Annotated in this window: 14 protein-coding genes; 10 read left to right on the top strand and 4 right to left on the bottom strand. The window is 37.7% G+C overall.

The window, feature by feature from the left end:
- Nucleotides 1-137: 137 nt before the first annotated feature.
- A complete protein-coding gene (locus FNN09_RS13020; protein ID WP_143302805.1) occupies nt 138-3,314 on the bottom strand; it encodes a methyl-accepting chemotaxis protein in 3,177 nt (1,058 codons plus the stop codon).
- Nucleotides 3,315-3,772: 458 nt separating this feature from the next.
- Between FNN09_RS13020 and hydG the strand changes: the two genes are divergently transcribed.
- Both hydG and FNN09_RS13010 read left to right on the top strand, forming a co-directional pair.
- Nucleotides 3,773-5,206, top strand: a complete 1,434-nt coding sequence (gene hydG, locus FNN09_RS13015) for a [FeFe] hydrogenase H-cluster radical SAM maturase HydG (RefSeq protein ID WP_143302804.1) — start codon at nt 3,773-3,775, stop codon at nt 5,204-5,206.
- A gap of 233 nt (nt 5,207-5,439) precedes the next feature.
- The gene (locus FNN09_RS13010; RefSeq protein WP_143302803.1) at nt 5,440-6,981 is read left to right on the top strand and encodes an acyl-CoA dehydrogenase family protein; all 1,542 of its coding nucleotides are present in this window, start codon (nt 5,440-5,442) and stop codon (nt 6,979-6,981) included.
- A gap of 61 nt (nt 6,982-7,042) precedes the next feature.
- Here FNN09_RS13010 and FNN09_RS13005 read toward each other — a convergent pair whose 3' ends face one another.
- Both FNN09_RS13005 and FNN09_RS13000 read right to left on the bottom strand, forming a co-directional pair.
- On the bottom strand, nt 7,043-7,555 hold the full coding sequence (locus tag FNN09_RS13005; RefSeq protein WP_143302802.1) for a hypothetical protein: 513 nt from the start codon (nt 7,553-7,555) through the stop codon (nt 7,043-7,045).
- 155 nt (nt 7,556-7,710) lie between these two features.
- Nucleotides 7,711-8,541 (bottom strand): S1 RNA-binding domain-containing protein, encoded by an 831-nt coding sequence (locus tag FNN09_RS13000; RefSeq protein WP_143302801.1) that lies wholly within the window; start codon nt 8,539-8,541, stop codon nt 7,711-7,713.
- A 293-nt stretch (nt 8,542-8,834) separates the two neighbouring features.
- On the opposite strand from FNN09_RS13000, the gene FNN09_RS12995 reads away from it, so the two are divergent.
- The 5 genes from FNN09_RS12995 (at nt 8,835) to FNN09_RS12975 (ending at nt 15,352) form a co-directional block, all read left to right on the top strand.
- Nucleotides 8,835-10,172, top strand: a complete 1,338-nt coding sequence (locus FNN09_RS12995; RefSeq protein ID WP_143302800.1) for a TolC family protein — start codon at nt 8,835-8,837, stop codon at nt 10,170-10,172.
- A 34-nt stretch (nt 10,173-10,206) separates the two neighbouring features.
- Entirely contained in the window at nt 10,207-11,283 is a 1,077-nt protein-coding gene (locus FNN09_RS12990) for an efflux RND transporter periplasmic adaptor subunit (RefSeq protein WP_143302799.1), read from the top strand.
- Between the two features lie 25 nt (nt 11,284-11,308).
- On the top strand, nt 11,309-14,575 hold the full coding sequence (locus tag FNN09_RS12985; RefSeq protein WP_143302798.1) for an efflux RND transporter permease subunit: 3,267 nt from the start codon (nt 11,309-11,311) through the stop codon (nt 14,573-14,575).
- Between the two features lie 269 nt (nt 14,576-14,844).
- Nucleotides 14,845-15,147: a hypothetical protein gene (locus tag FNN09_RS12980; RefSeq protein WP_143302797.1), complete on the top strand. Its 303-nt coding sequence runs from the start codon at nt 14,845-14,847 to the stop codon at nt 15,145-15,147.
- Between the two features lie 19 nt (nt 15,148-15,166).
- Entirely contained in the window at nt 15,167-15,352 is a 186-nt protein-coding gene (locus FNN09_RS12975; protein WP_143302796.1) for a DUF2892 domain-containing protein, read from the top strand.
- 243 nt (nt 15,353-15,595) lie between these two features.
- On the opposite strand, the gene FNN09_RS12970 is transcribed toward FNN09_RS12975, so the two are convergent.
- The gene (locus FNN09_RS12970) at nt 15,596-17,380 is read right to left on the bottom strand and encodes a methyl-accepting chemotaxis protein (protein WP_143302795.1); all 1,785 of its coding nucleotides are present in this window, start codon (nt 17,378-17,380) and stop codon (nt 15,596-15,598) included.
- A gap of 535 nt (nt 17,381-17,915) precedes the next feature.
- Here FNN09_RS12970 and FNN09_RS12965 point away from each other — a divergent pair.
- The 3 genes from FNN09_RS12965 to FNN09_RS12955 are packed head-to-tail and all read left to right on the top strand — an operon-like array spanning nt 17,916 to nt 22,722.
- Nucleotides 17,916-18,650 carry an NUDIX domain-containing protein gene (locus FNN09_RS12965; RefSeq protein ID WP_143302794.1) on the top strand — a complete coding sequence of 245 codons (735 nt, stop codon included), beginning with the start codon at nt 17,916-17,918 and terminating at the stop codon, nt 18,648-18,650.
- A gap of 9 nt (nt 18,651-18,659) precedes the next feature.
- The gene (locus tag FNN09_RS12960) at nt 18,660-20,276 is read left to right on the top strand and encodes an MFS transporter (protein ID WP_143302793.1); all 1,617 of its coding nucleotides are present in this window, start codon (nt 18,660-18,662) and stop codon (nt 20,274-20,276) included.
- A gap of 10 nt (nt 20,277-20,286) precedes the next feature.
- Nucleotides 20,287-22,722 (top strand): GH36-type glycosyl hydrolase domain-containing protein, encoded by a 2,436-nt coding sequence (locus FNN09_RS12955; RefSeq protein ID WP_143302792.1) that lies wholly within the window; start codon nt 20,287-20,289, stop codon nt 22,720-22,722.
- Nucleotides 22,723-22,797: the final 75 nt, after the last annotated feature.

The raw sequence follows: 22,797 nt of genomic DNA, 5'->3' as shown, positions 1-22,797 counted from the left end.
GGGGTATTGTCTTGTTTTCCAACCATATCTGCAAGCTTTGTTACTAAAATACACAATTGCTTGCAGAACAAGAAACTTAATGAGATGTATTATCTACTGAATATCAACTCCCTAAGTCACTTTTAAGGTTTGACTAATTAATGTTCAGTGTCATCAATCGATAGGGATTTTATTGCGTCATCTAATTTCTCGGCCAAATTAGATGTTGCCTGAATATGGTTGGAGATACTTTGAATAGCTCCATTAATTTCATTCGATTGTGCAGCTTGTTCCTGACTGTATTCCTGAATTTCAGATATGGCGGATACAGTTTGGTTGATGTATTCCTTAAGCTCAATTATTTTATCGTTGGCATTCTGAGAAAGGGATAATCCCGAGTCAGATAGTTCTGTAATGTTAACAGCTGCTTTCTGAGACTTTTCGGCCAAGCTTTTTACCTGTTTAGCTACTTCAGAAAAGGTTCTTCCATATTCTCCTACTCGTGCTGCTTCAATTGCCGCATTAATTGACAACAGGTTGGTCATGCGCGAAAACTCCGACACAAAACTAATTTCAGATGTGATGTGTTCAATCGCTTCAACAGTTTTCAAAACGGTATCAACACTCTGTTGGGCGTTTTCTTCAACACTTTTAGCTTTTGTGAGCATTTGTGTTGACTTTACCGCCGTATTGTCAATGTTTTCAGCCATTAAGCCAATTGACGAAGCTAACTCTTCAACAGTGCTTGCTTGGTTATTTGTTGCGTCCCTAAGTTCTACTGATGTTTGTCCAAGTTCTTCTTTTACAGCCGACATTACTTCGGTTAATTGCGATTGAGCCTCCTTTAATTTAGAGTTTTGTCCTTCAATTCGGTCGGTCGCCTCCTTAACAGCTTGTTCTAGCTTTTTATTGTTCTTACGCAAACTTCGCAGGCTAATGAAAATTATCAGGTAAATAATGGATGTCGCTGATATGAAATATATTAGGTATGCATACCATGTACGGTACCAGGGCGGTTGAATAACAAACCGATAGCTAGCCTTTTTACTAATTGCACCTCTTGAATCGCTGCAGAGTAAATCAAACGAGTATTCGCCTTCGGGTAAGTTGGTATATTCTTTTTTCGTTTCATCAGAATATGAGCTCCAGTCATCGTCATAACCTTGTAACTGATACGAAAAACTTAAAGCGTTCTCTTTGTCGTAATTGTTTGTACCAAACTCAAACGATATTGTGTTGTCTTCGTATTTAAGTTCAGGAATCATTGACTCAGGTTGAATAAACGAATTGAAGTAATACAGGCTATCTTTGAACTTGGTGTCATCCACATATGTTCCATACTGAATTAACGAGTCGCCATTAATCGTAACTTGTCTTACAATTGCATTAAAAAGTGTATTCTTTTTGGGTTTAAATTCACGATCTAAATTAAAAATAGCATCCGAACTAATTCCCCATAAATCACCGTCAAAACAGAAAAATTCTTTTAATTGATTAACACCTATAAATTGATCTCTGTTTAATTGAAAGTTGGATTGTTTGTCTTGCGTAACGATAACAATACCCTCGTCTGTACCGACAAAAAGTTCATTTTTGTGAGTTTTTAAAAAGGTTACGTAGCTAGAGCTTAACGAATCAGTTAGTTGGTGATTTACTAATTCAAAGTTACCAAGTTTTGTTTTATCATATTTTAAAGAAAAAAGCTTTCCGCTTTTACTAACCAATAATTTTGAATCGTAAAAAGCTATTTCATTCAAGATCTCTTTGCTGCCATCATTAATTTGATGAAGCTCATAGCCCTTTGTCGTGTTTTCATTTATGCGTAGAACAAATAACTCAAAAGGGTTTGTTCTAAACCAAATGTCACCGTTGTCATCTTGAACGATGATGCGTACATCATCTTTTATTTCATTGATTTTTAAGGTGTCGCTGATGGTGATGGGTCTTCGTGAGCTTGTCTTCTTGAATTTTAATAAAGAAAGTCCTTGCTCTCCAATTACCAGCCAATCAGGCTTTTTATCTAACTGTTGAATAGCATATATAGTTGATTGTTTACTTTCAAAGATTAAGTTTCGCTTTTGATTATAAAAGTCATAAATACCGACTGTTGTACCGTATAAAAGTCGATCATCCATAGGACAATAAGACCATGCCTGTTCATTTTGTAAGGTTTCAATAGCATAGTTGTACTTAGCATATTTATTAGGTTTGAGCGTAACCATTTTATCCCATGCACTGGCAATATATTCACCTTTAAATTTGGTGAAATTCATGGTGTATTCATCGTATTCCGATCGTTTATCGTACAATGCAACAGGTGAGTTGAGTTTAATCATACTAATACCCTTGCTATGGGTACACCATAAGTTTCCAACATTATCGCAAAGCATTTTATAAATTATTTCACGATCTGTTCCAAGGTTTTTATCAATAGACTTACGAATTTTTAAATCATTATCTGTGATAATTAACAAGCTATTACCAGCAAAGGCATAGCCATCTCCGTTTAATGAAACAGCATAGCGCCTGTGTAAATTGCGTAAAAAATCATCTAGCTGGTTGCTGATGTTTTTTAGAATTGAGGGCTGTATTGTTGTTTCTGACCAATTAGTAATAGGTGTTTCTAACAGCTTTTTTAAATCATAAACAATAAATGTATTGCTGTATGTGTAGATAAGAATTTTATCATTCTTATATGGTAACACATTTTGAACTCTTTCATTGTTAATGGCTTTTGCCAAATGTGGAAGTGTGTATTTTTTACCATTTTTTAAGAGACTAAATCGAGCCTCAGTTTCGAATAAAAATATATTGCTGCCAACTTTATTAACATGAGGCCATGCGGGTTCAAATGTAAGAGGTTCAACTTTGTTGTGATCGTAATAGTATACTTTTTCATAAGTTGAAAAGTAAGCTTCTTTATCTGTCGCTTCACAGTGCCAGACTTCTTCTTTGGGTTGATCTTCTTTTTTTAGCTTATCTAATAATGATACAAATTGTCGACTACCATATTCATCGTAAGCTAAATAACCGAACTCACCATAGGCAGATAGAAAAATCCGTCCACTTTCCGTTTTAGAAAAATTTCTTAAACGGCGCTGTTTAACCGAAATATTCCGCCACTCGACGCCATCAAATTCTTTTATGTTGGTATTGTTACCAACGAGCAACATTCCGTTGTTATCTTGAATAATATCCCAATTTTGCGAATCCCCATAGAATTCCGATGCTTCGTAAATATCTACAATAGGATATCCCAAATGTTGTTTTTGTGCCTGTGAAGTGAGGGCATAACTCACCAATAACAGGGTGTACAATAGATGTAAATTCTTCATTTTCCCGATTAAACTATTCCCAATTAACTAATATGTAACTCTTTGGTGTTAGGTGAGTGGTTGTGATACGCAACAACCAGGATAAAGTTCTCAAATTTGGAATAATTTTGCGTTTTTATGTGCTTGCAAAAGAAGGTTATTATTTTGGTTTGAAAGTTCAGTTTAATTGCTCTTATCAAATTATAAGTTCTCTTTCAGGAGTCGAGCAGTGAGTTTTATTTTATCAAAATACAGGATCAAACAATCTGGGATTAATTTGCTTTTGATTTGAAATGATTAATTATTAAATGATATGATTTTGCAAGTAGATGTATTCCTTTATTTACTAATGAGTTTCGGGCGATATTATATGATATCAATCAGGTAAATAATTCTGGTAATTTATTGCTTAAATTGCGGTAAAACTTCTAATTTTGAGACTTAGAGTTAATATTGGGACATCAGCAAATACATTAGAAATGTCAATTATTTATAACCCTCAACAATATAAGTTGGCCGATAAGCCAATGGAGAATTTTATTGATCCGGATGAGATACATGAAATTCTCAAAAGTCATCAGAACCCTACTTTGGATCAGGTGAACGAGGTTATTGCCAAGTCGCTTCAGAAAAAGCGCCTAAGTCTTCAGGAAACTGCTGTTTTAGTGAATGCTAACGAGTCAGAAATGGTCGAGGCTATCAAAGAGGCTGCTAAGCAATTAAAAGAGCAGGTGTACGGTAAGCGTATTGTTTTGTTTGCTCCATTGTACATTGGTAATTTGTGTATAAATGATTGTACTTACTGTGGTTTTCGTTCATCCAACAAAAAGCAAGAGCGTTTAACCCTGGGGAAACAAGATATTGTTGATCAGGTAACAGCATTGGAAGATACAGGGCATAAACGATTGATTTTGGTTTATGGCGAACATCCACGATACGATGCTAAGTTTATTGCTGAAACGGTTAAGATCGTTTATGGTGTTAAGCACGAAAATGGTGAAATAAGGCGTGTGAATATTAACGCTGCCCCCTTGGAGATTGAAGGATTTAAAACTGTTAAAGAAGCGGGGATAGGTACCTATCAGATTTTTCAGGAGACTTACCACAAGCCTACTTACGAAAAGGTACATAAGAAAGGCACAAAAAAGCATTACGATTGGCGTGTTACAGGTTTAGACAGAGCACAGGAAGCGGGAATTGATGACGTTGGTATTGGTGCTTTAATGGGGTTATATGATTGGCGTTTTGAAATGTTAGGATTGGTTCGTCACGTAAACCATTTTGAAGCTGTTTATAACGTTGGTCCTCATACTATTTCTTTTCCACGCATTCAGTCTGCTTCTGGTTTTGAGGTGGATAAACGTTACGATGTGAGCGATGCTGATTTTACAAAGTTAGTAGCCATTTTACGTTTAGCAGTTCCGTATACCGGATTGATTTTAACGGCGCGCGAACCAGGTCATATTCGTGATGAAATTTTACAGTATGGTGTATCTCAAATAGATGGAGGTACTAATATTGAAATGAAAGGTTATACCAGCCATAAGGAAGAACAAGATTTAGATCATGAGCAATTTGAGATTAGCGATGATCGTTCATTGAATGAAGTGATGGAAGAGCTGGTTGACAATGGATATATTCCATCGTTTTGTACAGCTTGTTACCGATTGAATAGAACTGGGGAGCATTTTATGGAGTTCTCTGTACCTGGATTTATCAAGCGATTCTGTCAGCCAAATGCTTTACTCACTTTAGCTGAATACCTCGAAGATTATGCTCCTGCCAATACTAAAGTTAAAGGCTACGAGTTAATAGAAAGTAGCTTGAAAGATTATGAAGATGAGCGTTTCAAAACTAAGTTAATTGAGCGCTTAGGAAAAATAAAGAATGGCGAAAGAGATTTATATTTTTAGATAAAAGTACTACTAAATAGAGAGATGCCTGATGAGTTTTACTGATCAGGCATTTCTTATGTGGTAAAAAAGATAAAAAAATCTTAAATTCTGCAGGTTTGATAAACTATTAGTGCGTTGAGTTGTTTTCATAGGTCTAACAGGATAGTTAAGAATAGGATTCTCTGTCATTAAAGGTGTTAATGCACCATCAATTTCATTGCCATCGCAATTGTCCCCAAAACAAAGTATCAATGCAACAAAATGAACCGTCAAATATTGACAACAAGGACTTGAGTAGCCAGTTTACAAAATTGTTAAATGGCTTAAAGCATAAAATGAATAGTGTTTATCACGAACGAAGTGATGTAAATAAATTAGCAATTAATCGCGGTATGCCACCGTTTGTAATGCGTGAAATAATGTCTGTTAACCCATTTTCAGCGGTTATCCCAACCGAGTTTGGTGGATTAGGAGGAGATGTTAAGGAAAGTATCGCATTAATGGCTGCTGCATCATATGAGTCTTTAGCTTTATCGTTAACCTTTGGAATTAATATGGCTTTGTTTTTGCAGCCAGTGATGAAATCGGCTCAGCCTGAAGCTAAAGCTGCTGTTTTAAAGCGTTTTATTGAGCAGCAGAACATGGGAGGTTTAATGATTACAGAGCCTGATTTCGGAAGTGATGCACTTAGTATGCGTACTTCATACACCGAAAACGAATCGTATGCGCACTTACAAGGGACTAAGCATTGGGCTGGCCTAACAGGGTGGGCCGATTTTTGGTTGCTTACTGCGCGTAAGAATACAGGCGATGATCGTTTGGCAAGAGATTTAGACTTCTTTATTTGTGATGTAACGCAGCCTAACCAGGGCATTGTGGTTGAAGAGTTTTTCGAAAATTTAGGCTTGTATCAAATTCCTTACGGTCGTAATCGTATCGATGTTCAAATCCCTGGAGTTCAAAAATTAGTGCCCGAAAAGTCAGGTGTAAAGCTTATGCTTGATTTATTGCACCGTAGTCGTATGTCGTTCCCTGGTATGGCGATGGGTTTTATTCAGCGTATGTTGGATGAGGCCATAACACATTGCCAGAAACGTTTTGTGAGTGGCAAAAACTTATTAGGCTATGATCAGGTACAACAGCGATTAAGTCAGTTGCAGGCGTATTTTACTACTGTATCGGCTTACTGTGTTAATAGCAGTAAAAAAGCTGGTTTGGCTAATGATTTATCAATGATGGGTGTTGAGGCTAATGCTGTCAAAAGTTTGGCCACTGACATGATGCAATCAGCATCGCAAACATTATTGCAATTGGTGGGAGCAAAGGGGTATAAATTAAACCATATTGCAGGTCGATCAACAGTAGATAGTCGACCATTTCAGATTTTTGAGGGTTCTAACGATATGCTTTACTCACAAATTACAGAGAGTGTAATTAAGTTAATGCGCAAAGCTAAACAGGGTAACTTGCTCGAATTTTTGAAGACTTATGATATAACAGCTAATGCGGCAAAGGAGGTAAAAGAGCTATTTAATTTCGAATTAGATTACTCAATTCCGCAGCGTAAATTGGTTGAAATGGGACAAATACTTAGTAGGGTAATTTCACTTGACCATGTGTTACAGTTGGCTAATGAGGGATTCTCTCGAGAGTTAATTGATGGCGCCATAACCCATTTAAAGCACGATATGAAACAATTATTGGCTTCATTTAATGTTAAGAATAAAACTAATGTAATAGAAGATTATTCAGCATCATCCGATTGGTTGAACTTTGCTGGGGTAACAAAATAAAGTTTTCAAAACTGAACTACTGATAAGAGGCATTCATAGTTTGGATGCCTCTTTGTATTTTCTATTTATTCTTCCACAGTGTTTTCTGAAAGATGAGACCGTAATATTTTTCATTTGAATCACTCATAAAACAATACTCAAAACCCAACTGTATGCCACCCAAAGCTTTAATGTTGTAATAGGCATCAATCCAGTACGAGTTATTTGCATAGCCCTGCCGATTAAAGTTTGTTGTTGTGCCAATGGCAAAATCAAATCTGCCGCCATAGGTGTAATACAAGCCATTAACCAAGGCTCCATTTTCCCAGGTTTCTATATCGTGGTTATACGTAAAATAGGGCTGAAACGAGTGATTCTTTAGCCTTAAATCATAACCATATCCCAATCCAATACCAAAATACTGACTTTCGAAACGTTCGTGCGACAGTCGGAGATTGAAACTGTGGCGTGCGTCATCAAACGCTGTTAACCAAAAACTAGCTTCGAAATCGGAGTAACCAATTGTGTTAAAAAACTGTACACTTACAGCATGAATGTTTGTTTGTGTATGGGCAAAATTATCTTGCCCATTCATTCGTTGTACATTAGCTGACGAGATAAGCAATGAACACACTAATAATAAAAATTGTTTTTTCATCTTCACCTGGCGACACCGTTTGTGTCGCTCACTACAAATTCAACAAAAAGTTATAATTAGATTTTTTTTCGCGTTTTGGGATGCTTGTTTTCTTATAAGAGCTTGATGGACTCCTTATCGATTTCAATAAGGCGTTGCTTGTATAGTGTACCAATCGCCTTCTTGAAGTTCTTCTTACTGGTTCCAAATACTTTATAAATTACTTCAGCAGGGCTTTTGTCTGATATATCCAGTTTGCCCCCTTTAGCCTTTAATTGTTCAAGTATTTCGCCAGCCAAACCATCTATCTTCATTCCATAGCCTGGCTTTTCAAGGGCTACGTCAATTTTATCATCTTCGCGTACTTTTTTAATGTACCCAGTTGTTTTATCACCAATTTTAATGGGCCTGAACAACTCGTTATAATACAGCATGCCTGTATGGGTATTATTAATCGCTACTTTATAACCTAAATCTGTTTTGTCAATAACCATTAACTCAACTTCATCACGTTCATGGTATTCTGGTATTAGGTTATCAAGGGCTGAGTTCAGTTTGGAGGTAGCTACAATTCGTCGGCTTTCATCATCGAGGTATACATATACCACATACTTTTGACCTTCAACCATGCGTTCGGCCTGCTCTCTGAATGGAACCATCAAATCTTTCATTAGCCCCCAATCTAGAAAAGCCCCAGTTTTATTAACCGAAACGGCTTCTAAATAGGCCAATTCTCCAATTTGTGCATATGGCTCTTCAGTGGTAGCTATCACACGATCTTCAGAATCGAGGTAGATAAATACTTCAATTTCATCTTCTGGTTTTAAGCCAGGTGGGGTGTAGCGAATTGGTAATAGTATTTCGCCAAAATCTTCGCCTCCATCCAGATAAACCCCAAAATCAACTTCCTTAACGACTCTTAAAGTATTGTATTTCCCTATCATGTTCCTTCTATTTGAAGTGGCAAAGATAAGTAAAAAGCCGATGTAAAAGCATAACAATATTCATGATTCACTACCTGTTTTTCTTTGGTTGACCTTTTAAAATAGAAGCAGTAATTTATAGATAATAAAATAAAAAAGACTTCGAGGTATTTATATACCAATTGATTACTAGAGAAATACAATATTATTGACACATCCAAACATCTAGAAAGTTGGATATGTAGAAAAGTGTATATATATTTGTAACGTCATTCAGCTTTTGAGTGAGGATACAGAAAAAACAAACAAAAAATATGAACACAAAAATTTTACAAGGATTGGTGCTGAGTAGTCTATTATTGATAGGCTCATTCACACATGCTCAAAACGAAGTTGATGATGAGGTTATGTCATTAACACGAGCGATAGAATTGGCGAATGAAAACAATCGTGAAGTGCAAAAGGCTTTAGCTGAGCTTGAAGCAGCTAAGGCTGGCAGTCAGCAGGCTAATGCTGCATTTTTACCATCGGTTGAACTGTCAAGTGGATATAGTATTTCTAATGATCCGCTTTATGCATTTGGATTTAAACTACAACAACAAGGCGTTACCATGGCAGATTTTGATCCAAGTGTTATTAATGCCCCAGGGCAAACCAATCATTTTGCAACACAAGTAATGGTTGAACAACCACTTATTAATGTGGATGCCTGGCAAGGTAAAGGAGCCGCAACAAATCAGGTAAAGGCTACTGAAAAAAAGACTGAGTACACGAAAGAGTACGTGCGTTTTTTGGTAAAGCAAACGTATTATGGCTTACAATTAGCTAAAAACCGAGTTGAGGTTTTAAAGAAAGCACAAAAAGCAACGGATGCATTTCTTTCGATGGCGGAAGATAATTTAGGACAGGGATACCTGAAAGAGGTGGATGTTATGGCTATTAAAGTTCGTCAATACGAGCAAGCTGCAATGGTTCAAGAGGCCGAGAATCAAGTTGAAAACGTGAGTGAGATGCTTAATTTTTTACTTGGAAGAGAATTAACGAAGTCAATTGTAGTTAGTGATTCAATCACACAGGTTAGTTTTTCGTTTAACAACGCTACATCCATTTTTAACCGTTCCGATGTGCTAGCCATGCAATATGGTTTAGAGGCACACAAAAAAATGAATAAGAGCGACATGCTGAAGTTTGCACCGCGTATAAATGCTTTTGGTTCATACAATATGTACGATGCCGATTTTGGAGGGTTTGGTGCCGATAGTTATATGGTGGGCGTTAAGCTACAATGGCGAATTTTCAATGGAGGAAAAAATATAGGTAAGTACAATCAGTCAAAAGCGAATTATAATAAAGCCATGGTTTCTTATCAGGATTATGTAGCGAAAGAGAACATGGAACTGTCTAAGGCATCGCGAGCAATTGCTGTTGCCGAAAGTCAGTTGTTAAGTTATAATATGGCAGCTGAGGAAGCTTTAGAGTCGCTTCGTATCAGAAGTAACAGGTATGATCAGGGATTGGAAAAAACATCTGAACTATTAATGTCTGAAACCAAAGCTGAAGAGAGCTTACTGAAGCAGTTAAATGCTATTTATACTTACAATGTGGCTGTATTCAAATACCAGATGTTAGCATCTGAATCGAATCAACAATAACTCAAACAAAAGAAAAAATTAAAAAATTATACCAATGAAATCGATCAATTTATTCATATCTCTAATGGTGGTTGCTGTTCTTGCTCAAGCGTGCGGAAGCAATGCATCAGAAAAAGTAAAAGAAGTAAAAACACTTAACGCAAAGGCTGAGTTGCTAACAAGTACAATTGTTCCAAAAAAGTTTCATTATACGGGTACCGTTTCTTCGGTCAATCAGTCGACGTTGAGTACTCGCATAATGGGTCAAATAAGTAAGGTATTGGTTCACGAGGGCGATGAGGTAAAAAGAGGACAATTACTTGTCTCTATTCGAAGCAACGATATCCAAGCCAAACAAAAGCAAGTGGAAGCGAATATTATCCAGGCAAAAGCTGCCTTTAAGCACGCTAAGGATGATTATAATCGAATTCAGACTTTACGTAGCTCAAACAGTGCCTCGCAAAAGGAATTGGATGATATAACAGTGCATTACGAAATGACAAAAGCACAATTGGACGCTGCTGAAAAAGCAAAAGAAGAGGTGCTGGAAATGCTTTCGTATGCGAATATCAGAGCCCCTTATAGTGGTGTTATTACACAACGTTTTGTTGATGGTGGTGATATGGCTAACCCAGGAATGCCACTTTTGGCTATTGAAGCTCCTGGATTGTTTGAAGTAAATGCTAAAATTCCAGAATCAGAAATTTATAAAGTGGAAAAGGGTGATGAGGTAGAGGTAATACTGGATGCTTGCCAAAAGCCTGTTAAAGGAGTTATCGCTCGCATCAGTCCTTCAAGTCGCTTCTCAGGGTCGCAATTCGACGCTCGTATTAACCTATTGCCTAGTAGAGAGCAGCGAAGTGCCATCCGTAGCGGGGTATTTGCGCATGTAAAGCATCTTAAAGGCGAAGAGTCAAAGTTGCTAGTTTCAGAAGATATGATTGTTGAACGTGGTCAGTTAAAAGGAATTTGGACAGTGAGCCAAGCCGGAGATGCTTTGTTGCGCTGGGTACGTTTAGGAAAAACATATGGCGATAAAGTCGAGGTATTATCTGGTTTAAGTGAGGGTAATCAATTGATTACTTCTGCTCAAGGTCGATTGTTCGATGGTGCTCAATTAGAATTAAATTAATGTTCCACATCCAAAATTTAAACACATGAAAACAGGAATTGCAGGAACATTTGCCCAAATGTTTATAAAATCAAAGCTGACACCACTACTGATGGTTATCTTTATGATAGTTGGTGTTTACAGCTCGTATTTGACTCCACGCGAAGAGGAACCTCAGATTGATGTACCCATTGCTGATATATTTATTGCCTATCCAGGGGCTAGTCCCAAGGAAGTTGAGTCAAAAATAGTTACACCTATAGAAAAAGTTATTTCCAATGTGAAAGGTGTAGAGTATGTGTACTCACAGTCGCTGAATGAACAAGCCATGTTAATTGTTCAATTTTATGTGGGTGAAGACATCGAACGCAGTTTGGTCAAACTCTACAATGAAATAATAAAAAATATGGACCAGATGCCAGCTGGTATTAGCTTACCGCTGGTTAAAACACGGTCGATTGATGATGTGCCTGTAATGGGTCTAACCTTGTGGAGCGAAAATTACGATGATTACCAATTAAAGCGTGTGGCGCAAGAGTTAACTTCCGAGATAGAGAAGATAACGGATGTGTCAGAAACAAAAGTAATTGGTGGTCGTAATCGTGAAATTCAAATTGTGTTGGATAGAGATAAGATGTCAGTGTTAAATGTTGACCCTTTATCCATTACGCAACAATTGCAAGCAGCCAACCAACAGGTGTCGGCAGGTAGTTTTAGCAGTAATAACGTCGAATATGCTGTTCAAACAGGTAAGTTCTTTGAAAGTGCCGATGAAGTGGCGAATTTAGTAATTGGCGTACATCAGAATTCGCCAGTTTATTTACACCAGGTGGCAAACATCGAAGACGGGCCCGAGCTGCCGTCGTCATATGTTGCATTTGGTTACGGTCAGGCGAGCGATGCTAAAAGTGTATTTCAGGGTGAATATCCTGCGGTAACAATATCTGTAGCTAAACGCCGAGGAGCTGATGCGATGCGATTGGCTGAGCAGATTAACGAAAAGATTGAGATTTTGCGTCATGAGTTACTTCCCGCTGATATTCAGGTTGAGGTAACTCGTAATTACGGTGAAACAGCTTCTGATAAAGTAGGTGAGTTATTGCTGCATTTATTAGGTGCTATTGTAGCAGTTACTTTTGTGGTGATGTTGGCCATGGGCTGGCGCGGTGGATTGGTCGTATTTATTTCGGTGCCCATCACGTTTGCATTAACCATGTTTAGCTATTACTTTTTAGATTATACTTTAAATCGTATTACTTTATTTGCTTTGGTTTTTGTAACAGGTATTGTGGTGGATGACTCCATTATTATTGCCGAAAACATGCATCGCCATTTTAAAATGAAGCAATTGCCATTTTGGCAAGCAGCACTTCGTTCTATTGATGAGGTAGGTAATCCAACAATATTGGCAACATTTACTGTTATTGCAGCTGTTATTCCTATGGTCTTTGTATCGGGCATGATGGGGCCTTACATGAGCCCTATGCCAATTGGTGCCTCAATTGCTATGATCTTTTCCTTATTGGTGGCCTTAATGATTACTCCTTGGTTAGCTTATCGTTTATTGCGTCATGATGATGGTAAGGATGATGAAAAGGATTACTCATTGGAGAATACTTTCATCTACAAGATGTATAATAAAACCATGCGACCAATGATTGAAAGCTCAACCAAGCGTTGGGTATTTATTATTGGGGTAACGTTTTTATTATTTGCATCGGCTAGTTTGTTTTTATTCAAGGTGGTAACTGTTAAAATACTTCCTTTCGATAATAAAAATGAATTTCAGGTAGTAGTGGATATGCCAGAGGGCAGTACATTGGAGGAAACAGCGAATGTAACCAAAGAGTTGGCAGCATACTTGCGTCAGCACGACTTGGTTACCAATTACCAAACATACGTTGGTACATCTGCACCAATTAACTTTAACGGTTTGGTAAGGCATTACGATTTACGCAGAGGATCTAATGTAGCCGATATACAGGTTAATCTGACTTCGAAAAAGGAACGTGAACTACAATCGCACGACATTGCCAAAGCATTACGATCAGGTTTACAAGAGATTGGAGCATTGTATAATGCGAATGTAAAAGTTGTGGAAGTGCCACCAGGACCTCCCGTTATGTCAACTTTAGTAGCTGAAATTTATGGTCCTGATTATGAAGCTCAGAAAGATGTCGCTCGACAAGTAAAAACACTTTTTGCTGATACTGAGAGTGTGGTGGATGTTGATTGGATGATGGAAGATGACCAGGTGGAATATAGCTTTGATGTGGATAAAGAAAAGGCTCTATTGGCAGGTGTTGCTCCTCAGCAAATTATTCAGTCCATTAACATGGCTTTACGTGGTGCTAATGTATCGCATTTGTATGCTGAGAATGATCACCAACAGGTTGGTATTAAGTTGCGTATGCATGAACGAAACAGAACTAGTATTAACGATCTGAAGAAGATAAGTATACAATCTCAACGCGGAGAAATGGTAGTGGTTGGTGATCTGGTAAACATCACAGAGCAGGTGAAGCAAAAGAGTATCTTCCGCAAAAATCAGAAGCAAGTAGTGTATGTTACTGCCGATGTGGCTGGTGATTTAGAAAGTCCTGTTTATGCTATTATGGATATGAGCGAGCGTATGGATGAGATTCAGTTACCAGATGGATATGACATTGAAGAATTTTACAATGGTCAGCCATTTGTCGAAAATAATTTCGGACTTAAGTGGGATGGAGAATGGCAAATTACCTACGAGGTATTCCGTGATTTAGGAACTGCTTTTGCCGTGGTTTTAGTCATCATCTATTTATTAATTGTTGGTTGGTTCCAGAACTTAAAAGTGCCATTTGTTATGATGGTGGCAATTCCATTATCATTGGTTGGTATTGTATTAGGCCACTGGATGCTAGATGCATTCTTTACTGCAACATCAATGATTGGTATGATTGCACTGGCCGGAATAATGGTCCGGAACTCCATACTGCTGATAGATTTTGTTAATATCCGGCTCGACGAGGGTGTTCCATTGCGCGAAGCGGTTATTGAAGCAGGAGCTGTTCGTACAACTCCGATACTCTTAACAGCAGGTACTGTAGTTATTGGCGCTGTTGTAATCTTATTTGACCCTATTTTCCAGGGATTAGCCATCTCCTTAATGGGAGGAACCATAGCTTCCACTGTACTAACGCTTATAATCGTACCACTCATATTCTTTATGACAGAGAGAAAGAAACACGAATCTGAAAATCAAACGGATAAAGATGTTAATCCAACGAATAGTACTGAAGTTTTGGAAGAGGTAGTTGAAAATAATAATTAATTGTACGCTGTACTCAGTGCGTAGCTTCTCATATGAATAAGGAGTATGCACTGAGTCTTGCGTGCCAAGTACGAAACGCATGAAACGACCATGTAAATTTGATTTTCCAAATTGACACACAGGTGGATGATCAAATTTACTTGAGAGTTCCATATGGCAAATGAAAGTAAAATATAATCATATGAAACGAGCTATGATAATAACTTCACAGAGTAGTATGGTTGATTTTGGCGAGTCCCATGTGGCAAATAAATACAAAATTTAAACAGATGAAACTATTAATAGCAATAACAGTAGCCGAATACCGAGAGCGCTTGCAGGAGTTTTTTAGCGAGCATCAGGTATCATACTATAATGAGATTGAAACCAAAGGGATGCGGAAAATTGAAAAGCAACATCGCCTTGGAAATTGGTTTGGAAAACAAACAATGGGTGTTGATAACATTACATTTATCGCTTTTGTGGGCAATGAGCAAGCTGACGGTTTGTTAGAAAACTTATTGCAATGCAAGGCCGAAATGCCACAATGTAACATCAATGCTTACGTTATTGATGTTGAAAAAGGAGTTTAAACAATTTAAAGAAATTATTATGCAAGAAAGAATTGTACGAGCAGTAGCCGGAACCTTGGTGCTAATTAGTGTTTTATTATCGATTTATGTTAATGTTAACTGGTTGTTTCTGGCTGGTTTTGTCGGTGTTAATTTAATTCAGTCATCGCTAACTAAGTGGTGTTTAATGACAGATATTCTTTGCAAGTTGGGCGTGCCCAAATAGAAATGTTCACGAATAAGTTTTCAATAAGAAGAGACTTATTTAGAGTACCTCTCAAAGAGATTTAAGTAGAGAATTTATTCTACAGTCTTTTGCTGTTTGCGTATTAATGCGCTGATAGTAAAGTGAAATTGATTGTGTTGTTTTAATTTTTAAAACAATGTTTGTGATATTATTTTTTGTTTGTGAATGAAAAAAGGCGCTATTCGAATCGTTCGAATAGCGCCTTTTGAATATGTCAATAATTTAATTTTCCAATTGAAAATATTTGATCATCTCATTTAGCTGAATGGCTTGTGAATTTAACTCTTCGGCATTACCTGCTATTTCTTCACTACTCGAGGCATTGTGCTGAGTCGATTGATTTAGCTGTTGAATGGCCGAATTAATTTGTTGCACAGCATCACGCTGCTCTTTGGTTGCAGTCGATATTTCTTTCATCAAATTATTTGAATGATCGATAGTCGGAAGCATTTTGGTGAGTTGTTCGTTTGAATTGGCCGATAGGGTATTGCTTTCATCGGCGAAGCGAACAATTTCAGATGCAGTATCCTGACTACGTTCAGCCAGCTTACGTACTTCGGCTGCTACGACCGCAAAACCTCTGCCGTGTTCGCCCGCTCGTGCAGCTTCTACCGATGCATTAAGTGCTAATATGTTGGTCTGCATGGCAATCTCTTCAATCATTGCGATTTTTTCGGTAATGCGCTTATTGGCTTTGCTCGCTTTTTCAGATTCCGAAGCTGTTACTTTAATGCTTTCCAGTGCGTTGTTTGATTGCTGTTCACTAGTGCCAGCATTGGCATTGCTTTGTTCAATGTTGGCTACCATCTCCTCCATAGTTGTAGATACCTCTTCAAGAGATGCTGCTTGTTCACTAGCGCCCTGTGTTAGTTCCTGCGAACTTTGGTTTAATTGTTCGCTGGCAAAGTTTAACTGTTGAGCACCTTGTATAATTTCACTAACTACTTCCCTGAGTTTTATATTCATTTGCTTAAGAGCATTCATTAATTGGCTAATCTCATCTTTGCCTTCGGTTTCAAACGAATGGTAAAGTTCGCCATTTGCCAGAGAGGAGGCTAAGTTAAGTCCGTTTTTAACCGGAACAGTAATGCTCTGAGAAGTTATGCGAGTAATAATAAGGCCGCTTAATATCGACAATAGCAACACGATGCTTATCCACATAATGGCCGATTCAATTGCCTGATCTTCTTCTTTGTTGATGGTATCAATCATGGCATTGCTTAGCTTGGTAACTTTATTGCCCGATTGTTGCATTGCTCGTATTTCAAGCCCCTGGTTCCTGTTGTCTGCAACAAATGCTTCAAATGCTTTTTCGTACTCAATATAGCTCGTTTCTATATGGTCAATGGATTTGATAAGGTCACTTGAGTAATTGTCTCTGGCCTTGTCAAAAACCGTATAGAGCTTATTCATTCTCGAATTTACTTTCTTGATCGAAGCTTCGTTGGTTTGACCATTTTTATCAACAGGAGACGAAACAAATTCCCAAGCTGCTAAACGCACTTGACTATGGGCGTAAAAAATATCTTTAGAGAGCTTATTGAAATTTTTTAAATTACTATCAAAAGTGATTAGAGCTCCAACTTTTCCACCTATTTTAGACCAATTTTTGCGTGTATCCTGTTTGTTGTGTTCTAGCTCTACGTATTTCTGGAATGAACTGATGTAGTTGTTGAGTTCAATCGATAAAGAATCAATCTTGTTATATTTTCCAGAACTTAAACTATCTGCTATGTTACCCTCATTAAGCGAGCTTTCAAGGTTGAAGTTAGCCATTTTAACATGGTTTTCATCCGCAAATTTCATGTAATACAATACAGAAACTCTTGCTTTAAGAAGATTACTCTCTCCTTGTTTAAGATGATTGGCGATTTCAACAATGTTTTTTGTGTTGATAATGCCACTTCTGCCAATGAGGCCAACGATACCAACGCAGGCTACTACCAGCGAGAAGCCTATAATGAGCCTGAGTCGAATAGTTAGGTTTCTAATTTTGAATAATTTCATTCTATCTATGGTTTTAGATTATGGTTTTTTATTGCATGTGTGAATTGACCTACAAATGTAAATTTCTCATTGTAATGACAAAAAATGTCCGAAAACACTTAATGCACATAAATACAGTGAGTAAAGTGTTGAATTGGTATTTTTCTTTATGATTAAATCCATCAATGGTCTAATTTATTTGACGAAATAATTCCGTAATCACTTACCGAAACGAGTTTTGTATGACAAATTATAGTTAAATATTCTGCGACTGATTTGAATGGCATGTATTTTCATTCTTCTGAACCTTTAAAAATTGAACTATTGTAATAGTTAATTGCAGTTTTCTTTAAAAAGTAACATGTTTTATGGTGATGCGTTAGTTAATATAAGTATTGTACCATCTAACTATCAGTAGTTAAGGTGATGGCTAATTGTGTAAAAAAACAAATAGTGCGTACTAGTAGGTCTGCATCATTTAAATCGTTTTTTGGATTTTAAAGATAAACCAATATATTTGTCACTGTTTATAAGTGTAAAATAAACACTAAGTACTATGGAGCAAATTTCACCTTATATTTCAGTTGACTGTGTATTATTTGGTTATAATGGTTTTGAGTTAGAAGTGTTAATTGTAGATAGAACACTTACTAATGATAAGACTCATGAATTGATATTTAACGACCAAACACTAACGGGCAATCATGTGTATGTCGATGAAACCATTGATGATGCTGCCAATCGTGTGTTATTCGAATTAACGGGCCTGAAAGATGTTTTTTTAGAGCAGTTTAAAACATTTGCGCACCCCAACCGCTTATTGAAGCCCAACGATCAAATATGGTTACAGCACACAGGTCGTGATCCCAAGGCTCGCATTGTTACCATTGGATTTTATTCATTATTGGCAACCGATAAGATTAAGCTTGAGTGGAAAGGTCGTAATGTTCGATGGATTCCAATAAAAGAGATTGGGGAGTTAGCCTTCGATCATAATTTAATTTTATCTGAGGCCTTAAGGACACTTAGACAGCGAATTAAATATGAGCCAATCACCTTTGAATTATTGCCTGAGAAGTTTACCCTTACGCAACTGCAAAATGTGTATGAGGCCATTTGGGATGTTGAATTGGATAAACGCAATTTCCGAAAGAAAGTAGCCAGAATGAAATATTTGATACCATTGGATGAGAAACAAACGGGCGTTGCGCATAAGCCTGCACGCTTGTATGTTTTTAGTCGCGATGTGTACACAAAAACCAAAAAAGAACTATTTGATTTCACTATATAAAAATACAGGATGCTAAATCAGGAAAAAATATCGATTAAAGAAAAAATTGGATATGCATTAGGCGATGGTGCGGCCAATATTGCTTGGCGAGGAGTGGCCACCTTTTTATTAATATTTTATACCGATGTTTTCGGTATAGCGCCTGCGGTAGCAGGTGTGTTATTATTAGTGGCCCGTTCCAGCGATGGTATTAGTGATGTTGTTATGGGAGTGGTTGGTGATCGAACCAAATCGAAATATGGAAATTTTCGACCATGGATATTATGGACGGCTATCCCATTGGCAGCTATTTTGTCATTACTTTTTACCACCCCCGACTTAGGCCCTACTGGTAAAATTATTTATGCCTACGTAACTTATATCCTATTTACACTCATTTATACAGCTAACAACATTCCTTATGGTGCATTAATGGCTGTAATGACAGGCGACGATAAAGTGCGTACAAGTCTGGGGTCGTACCGTATGGTGGGTGCTTTTGCTGGCGGTATGTTGGTGCAAGGGGCTCTATTGTATTTAGTAATGTACTTTGGTAATGTTGATCCTCAAATTAGTTTGGAGAAACTGTCCAATGATAAGTATGTGGTAAGTGTATCATCGCCTCACGATGTGCCAAATGCGAATATCAAAACAGAGCATGGAATTGCAACTTTTGTATGGCAAGAAGAACAAACAGCTGATGAACCGACTAAGGGTAAGAGTTTTGCCATGCAGGCAAACGAAAGATATAATTTTATAGTAGAGGGGGAACCCAACTTATTAGAAGAACACATCTCGGTTATCAATCAAAAGAAGGGGTATAGTTATTCCATTTATTTGTTATCCATTTTTTTGGCTGCGTTTATGGTTATCACGTTTTTAAGCACCAAAGAAAGGATAAAACCCTCTGTTGAGCAGAAAAATAACCTATGGAAAGATCTTAGGGATTTAACAAAGAATAAGCCTTGGTTAGTGTTATTAATAGTTGGGCTTTTATTCAATATTTACAATGCCACAAAGCAAGGTATTACGGTAATATATTTTAAACATTACTTGCACGATGAATTGCTGGCTGCGTCATATTTAGTTGGTTTAATGGTGATTTCTATAATTGGTGCTATGGTCACCGCTCCTTTAGCGCGCCTTTGGGGTAAGCGTAATCTGTTTATTTATGCCTTAATATTTTCAGGTGCTGTTAATGCCTTATTAGTATTTTGTGGACCACAAAATACCGTTGCCATATTCGCTTTAGGTATAACATCGGAGTTTGCAGCTGCCATATTTCCTACTTTGTTTTTCGCTATGCTAGGCGATGCTGCCGATTATTCAGAATGGAAAAATGGCCGTAGAGCTACAGGCTTGGTGTATTCTGCGGGCTCTTTTGCTACCAAGTTTGGAGGAGGTATAGCGGGTGCGATTATTGGTTTTGTGTTGGCAGTTTTCAATTATAGTGGGCAAGATGCTGTGGCCATACAGGGAGCTGTACCAGGTATTATAATGTTAATGAGTTGGATTCCTGCTGTTGTAGCTGTTATTGCAGCAGGGGTAATGTTGTTATATCCATTAACACAGCTTAAAATGACAGCAATTACGAATGAATTGAATGATAAAAGAAATAACGAACTGGCTATTGATAAGCAAGCTTAAAAAGTGAATTATGAAGTACGGACATTTTGATGATGAGAGAAGAGAGTATGTAATTACCAATCCAAAAACGCCTTGGCCATGGATCAACTACCTGGGGAATGAAGATTATTTCTCTTTGGTATCTAACACAGCTGGTGGATATGCTTTTTATAAGGATGCAAAATTTCGCCGCCTAACACGTTACCGTTATAACAACGTGCCAATGGATAACGGTGGTCGTTATTTCTACATAAAAGATGAAGATACTGTTTGGTCGCCAGGTTGGAAACCTTGTAAAACAGAATTGGATAAGTACGAGTGTCGCCATGGTATGAGCTACACACAAATTACAGGTGCCAAAAATGGTATTGAGGCCGAGACTCTGTTTTTTGTACCGCTCAAAACATGGGCTGAAGTTCAAAAGGTGAAGCTAACCAATACAACTTCTGAGGTGAAAAAAATAAAGCTTTTCTCTTTTATGGAGTGGTGCCTGTGGAACGCTGAAGATGACCAAAATAACTTGCAACGAAATCTTTCCACTGGAGAGGTTGAGGTGAAAGGTTCCACCATCTATCACAAAACAGAGTACAAAGAGCGTCGTAACCATTATGCTTTTTACCATGTTAATAGCGATATAGATGGTTACGATACCGATCGTGAATCTTTCATGGGCTTGTACAACGAGTACTCAATGCCACAAGCTGTTGAAAATGGCCAGGCAACAAATTCTGAAGCGCATGGCTGGTCGCCCGTTGCATCGCATTACATTGAGGTAGAATTGCAGCCTGGTGAATCTAAAGACTACATCTTTGTTTTAGGTTATATCGAAAACCCGGAAGAGGAGAAGTGGGAATCGAAAAATGTGATTAATAAAGAGCCTGCTCAAGCTGTTATTGATCGTTTTGATACAGTCGAAAAAGTAGAAGCTGCCTTAAATGATTTACGTCAATACTGGGATGGACTGTTAAATAAGTTTGTTTTAAATACCAATGATGATAAGTTGAACCGCATGGTCAATATCTGGAATCAGTACCAGTGTATGGTCACCTTCAACATGTCACGTTCGGCTTCATTTTTCGAGGTGGGTATAGGCCGTGGAATGGGCTTCCGCGATTCAAACCAGGATTTGATAGGTTTTGTTCATCAGATACCAGAACGAGCTCGTGAGCGAATTATTGATATTGCTTCAACCCAGTTTCCTGATGGAGGTTGTTACCACCAGTATCAACCCTTAACTAAACGAGGCAACGACGCTATTGGTGGAGGTTTTAATGACGATCCAATGTGGTTAATACTCGGGGTTGTGAGCTACATAAAGGAATCGGGCGATTTCTCTATTCTTGATGAAATGGTGCCTTTTGATAACGATGAGAGTTTAGCTAAAACACTGTACGATCACTTAACCATTTCGTTTAATCATGTTATTAATAACTTAGGGCCAAATGGATTGCCTTTGATCGGTCGTGCCGATTGGAACGATTGTCTGAACCTGAATTGTTTCTCTACCGATCCAAACGAATCATTCCAAACAACTGAAAATAATACGGAAGGTTCCAAAGCCGAATCGGTAATGATTGCCGGATTGTTTGTGGTGTATGGTAAGGAATATGTGAAGTTGAGCAAGCGTATTGGAAAACCTGAAGAAGCAGATAGGGCTCAGGCCGAAGTTGATAAAATGGTAGAAGCCGTAAAAACTAAAGGCTGGGACGGAGATTGGTTTTTACGAGCTTATGACTTCTATGGGAATAAAGTAGGTAGTGATGAGAATGAAGAAGGCAAGATCTTTATTGAGTCACAAGGATGGTGTACCATGGCCGGTATTGGTAAGGAAGAAGGCATGTGTGAGAAATCACTTAACTCGGTTAAGGAGCGTTTGGATTCCGACTACGGTATTGTATTGAATAATCCTGCTTTTACCAAGTATGTAATTGAGTATGGCGAAATTTCTACCTATCCAAAAGGTTATAAAGAAAATGCAGGTATTTTCTGTCACAATAACCCTTGGATCATGATTGGGGAAACGGAACTAGGACGTGGTGAAGAAGCGTGGGAATACTTTAAAAAGATATGTCCGGCTTATTTAGAAGATATTAGTGAATTGCATAAAACCGAACCATATGTATATGCACAGATGATTGCCGGTAAAGATGCTTACAAGCCCGGGGAAGCTAAGAACTCGTGGTTAACAGGTACAGCTGCATGGAATTATTACGCTATCACACAATATATTTTAGGTGTTCAGCCAGATTATGATGGCTTGAAAATAGAGCCTTGCGTGCCAGGTGATTGGAAGGAGTTTGAGGTAAAGCGTCAATTCCGTGGTGTTGATTATAACATTAAAGTTCTTAACCCTAATGGAGTATGCAAAGGTGTTGAGAGCATTACTGTGAACGGTGATGAAATTGAAGGGAATGTGGTGCCTTTATTACAAGAGGGAACTCATGAAGTAATTGTTAGAATGGGATAAAAGGGAGGGCAATCATCTGATTTAAGCAGGTGTTTGCCCACTATTTTTTAGTCATTTGTTTTTCTTAATAATTAT

The sequence above is a fragment of the Carboxylicivirga sp. M1479 genome (assembly GCF_007097485.1).
In the GTDB taxonomy this organism is placed as follows: Bacteria; Bacteroidota; Bacteroidia; order Bacteroidales; family Marinilabiliaceae; genus Carboxylicivirga.
The sequence above is the reverse complement of the archived record's forward strand: the minus strand, read 5'-3'. Positions and strand labels throughout refer to the sequence as shown.

Excerpts from the sequence above, each read along its gene's own strand:
- FNN09_RS13020 (WP_143302805.1), bottom strand. The coding sequence starts at position 3,314 with ATGAAGAATTTACATCTATTGTACACCCTGTTATTGGTGAGTTATGCC.
- hydG (WP_143302804.1), top strand. The coding sequence starts at position 3,773 with ATGTCAATTATTTATAACCCTCAACAATATAAGTTGGCCGATAAGCCA.
- FNN09_RS13010 (WP_143302803.1), top strand. The coding sequence starts at position 5,440 with ATGCAACAAAATGAACCGTCAAATATTGACAACAAGGACTTGAGTAGC.
- FNN09_RS13005 (WP_143302802.1), bottom strand. The coding sequence starts at position 7,555 with ATGAATGGGCAAGATAATTTTGCCCATACACAAACAAACATTCATGCT.
- FNN09_RS13000 (WP_143302801.1), bottom strand. The coding sequence starts at position 8,541 with ATGATAGGGAAATACAATACTTTAAGAGTCGTTAAGGAAGTTGATTTT.
- FNN09_RS12995 (WP_143302800.1), top strand. The coding sequence starts at position 8,835 with ATGAACACAAAAATTTTACAAGGATTGGTGCTGAGTAGTCTATTATTG.
- FNN09_RS12990 (WP_143302799.1), top strand. The coding sequence starts at position 10,207 with ATGAAATCGATCAATTTATTCATATCTCTAATGGTGGTTGCTGTTCTT.
- FNN09_RS12985 (WP_143302798.1), top strand. The coding sequence starts at position 11,309 with ATGAAAACAGGAATTGCAGGAACATTTGCCCAAATGTTTATAAAATCA.
- FNN09_RS12980 (WP_143302797.1), top strand. The coding sequence starts at position 14,845 with ATGAAACTATTAATAGCAATAACAGTAGCCGAATACCGAGAGCGCTTG.
- FNN09_RS12975 (WP_143302796.1), top strand. The coding sequence starts at position 15,167 with ATGCAAGAAAGAATTGTACGAGCAGTAGCCGGAACCTTGGTGCTAATT.
- FNN09_RS12970 (WP_143302795.1), bottom strand. The coding sequence starts at position 17,380 with ATGAAATTATTCAAAATTAGAAACCTAACTATTCGACTCAGGCTCATT.
- FNN09_RS12965 (WP_143302794.1), top strand. The coding sequence starts at position 17,916 with ATGGAGCAAATTTCACCTTATATTTCAGTTGACTGTGTATTATTTGGT.
- FNN09_RS12960 (WP_143302793.1), top strand. The coding sequence starts at position 18,660 with ATGCTAAATCAGGAAAAAATATCGATTAAAGAAAAAATTGGATATGCA.
- FNN09_RS12955 (WP_143302792.1), top strand. The coding sequence starts at position 20,287 with ATGAAGTACGGACATTTTGATGATGAGAGAAGAGAGTATGTAATTACC.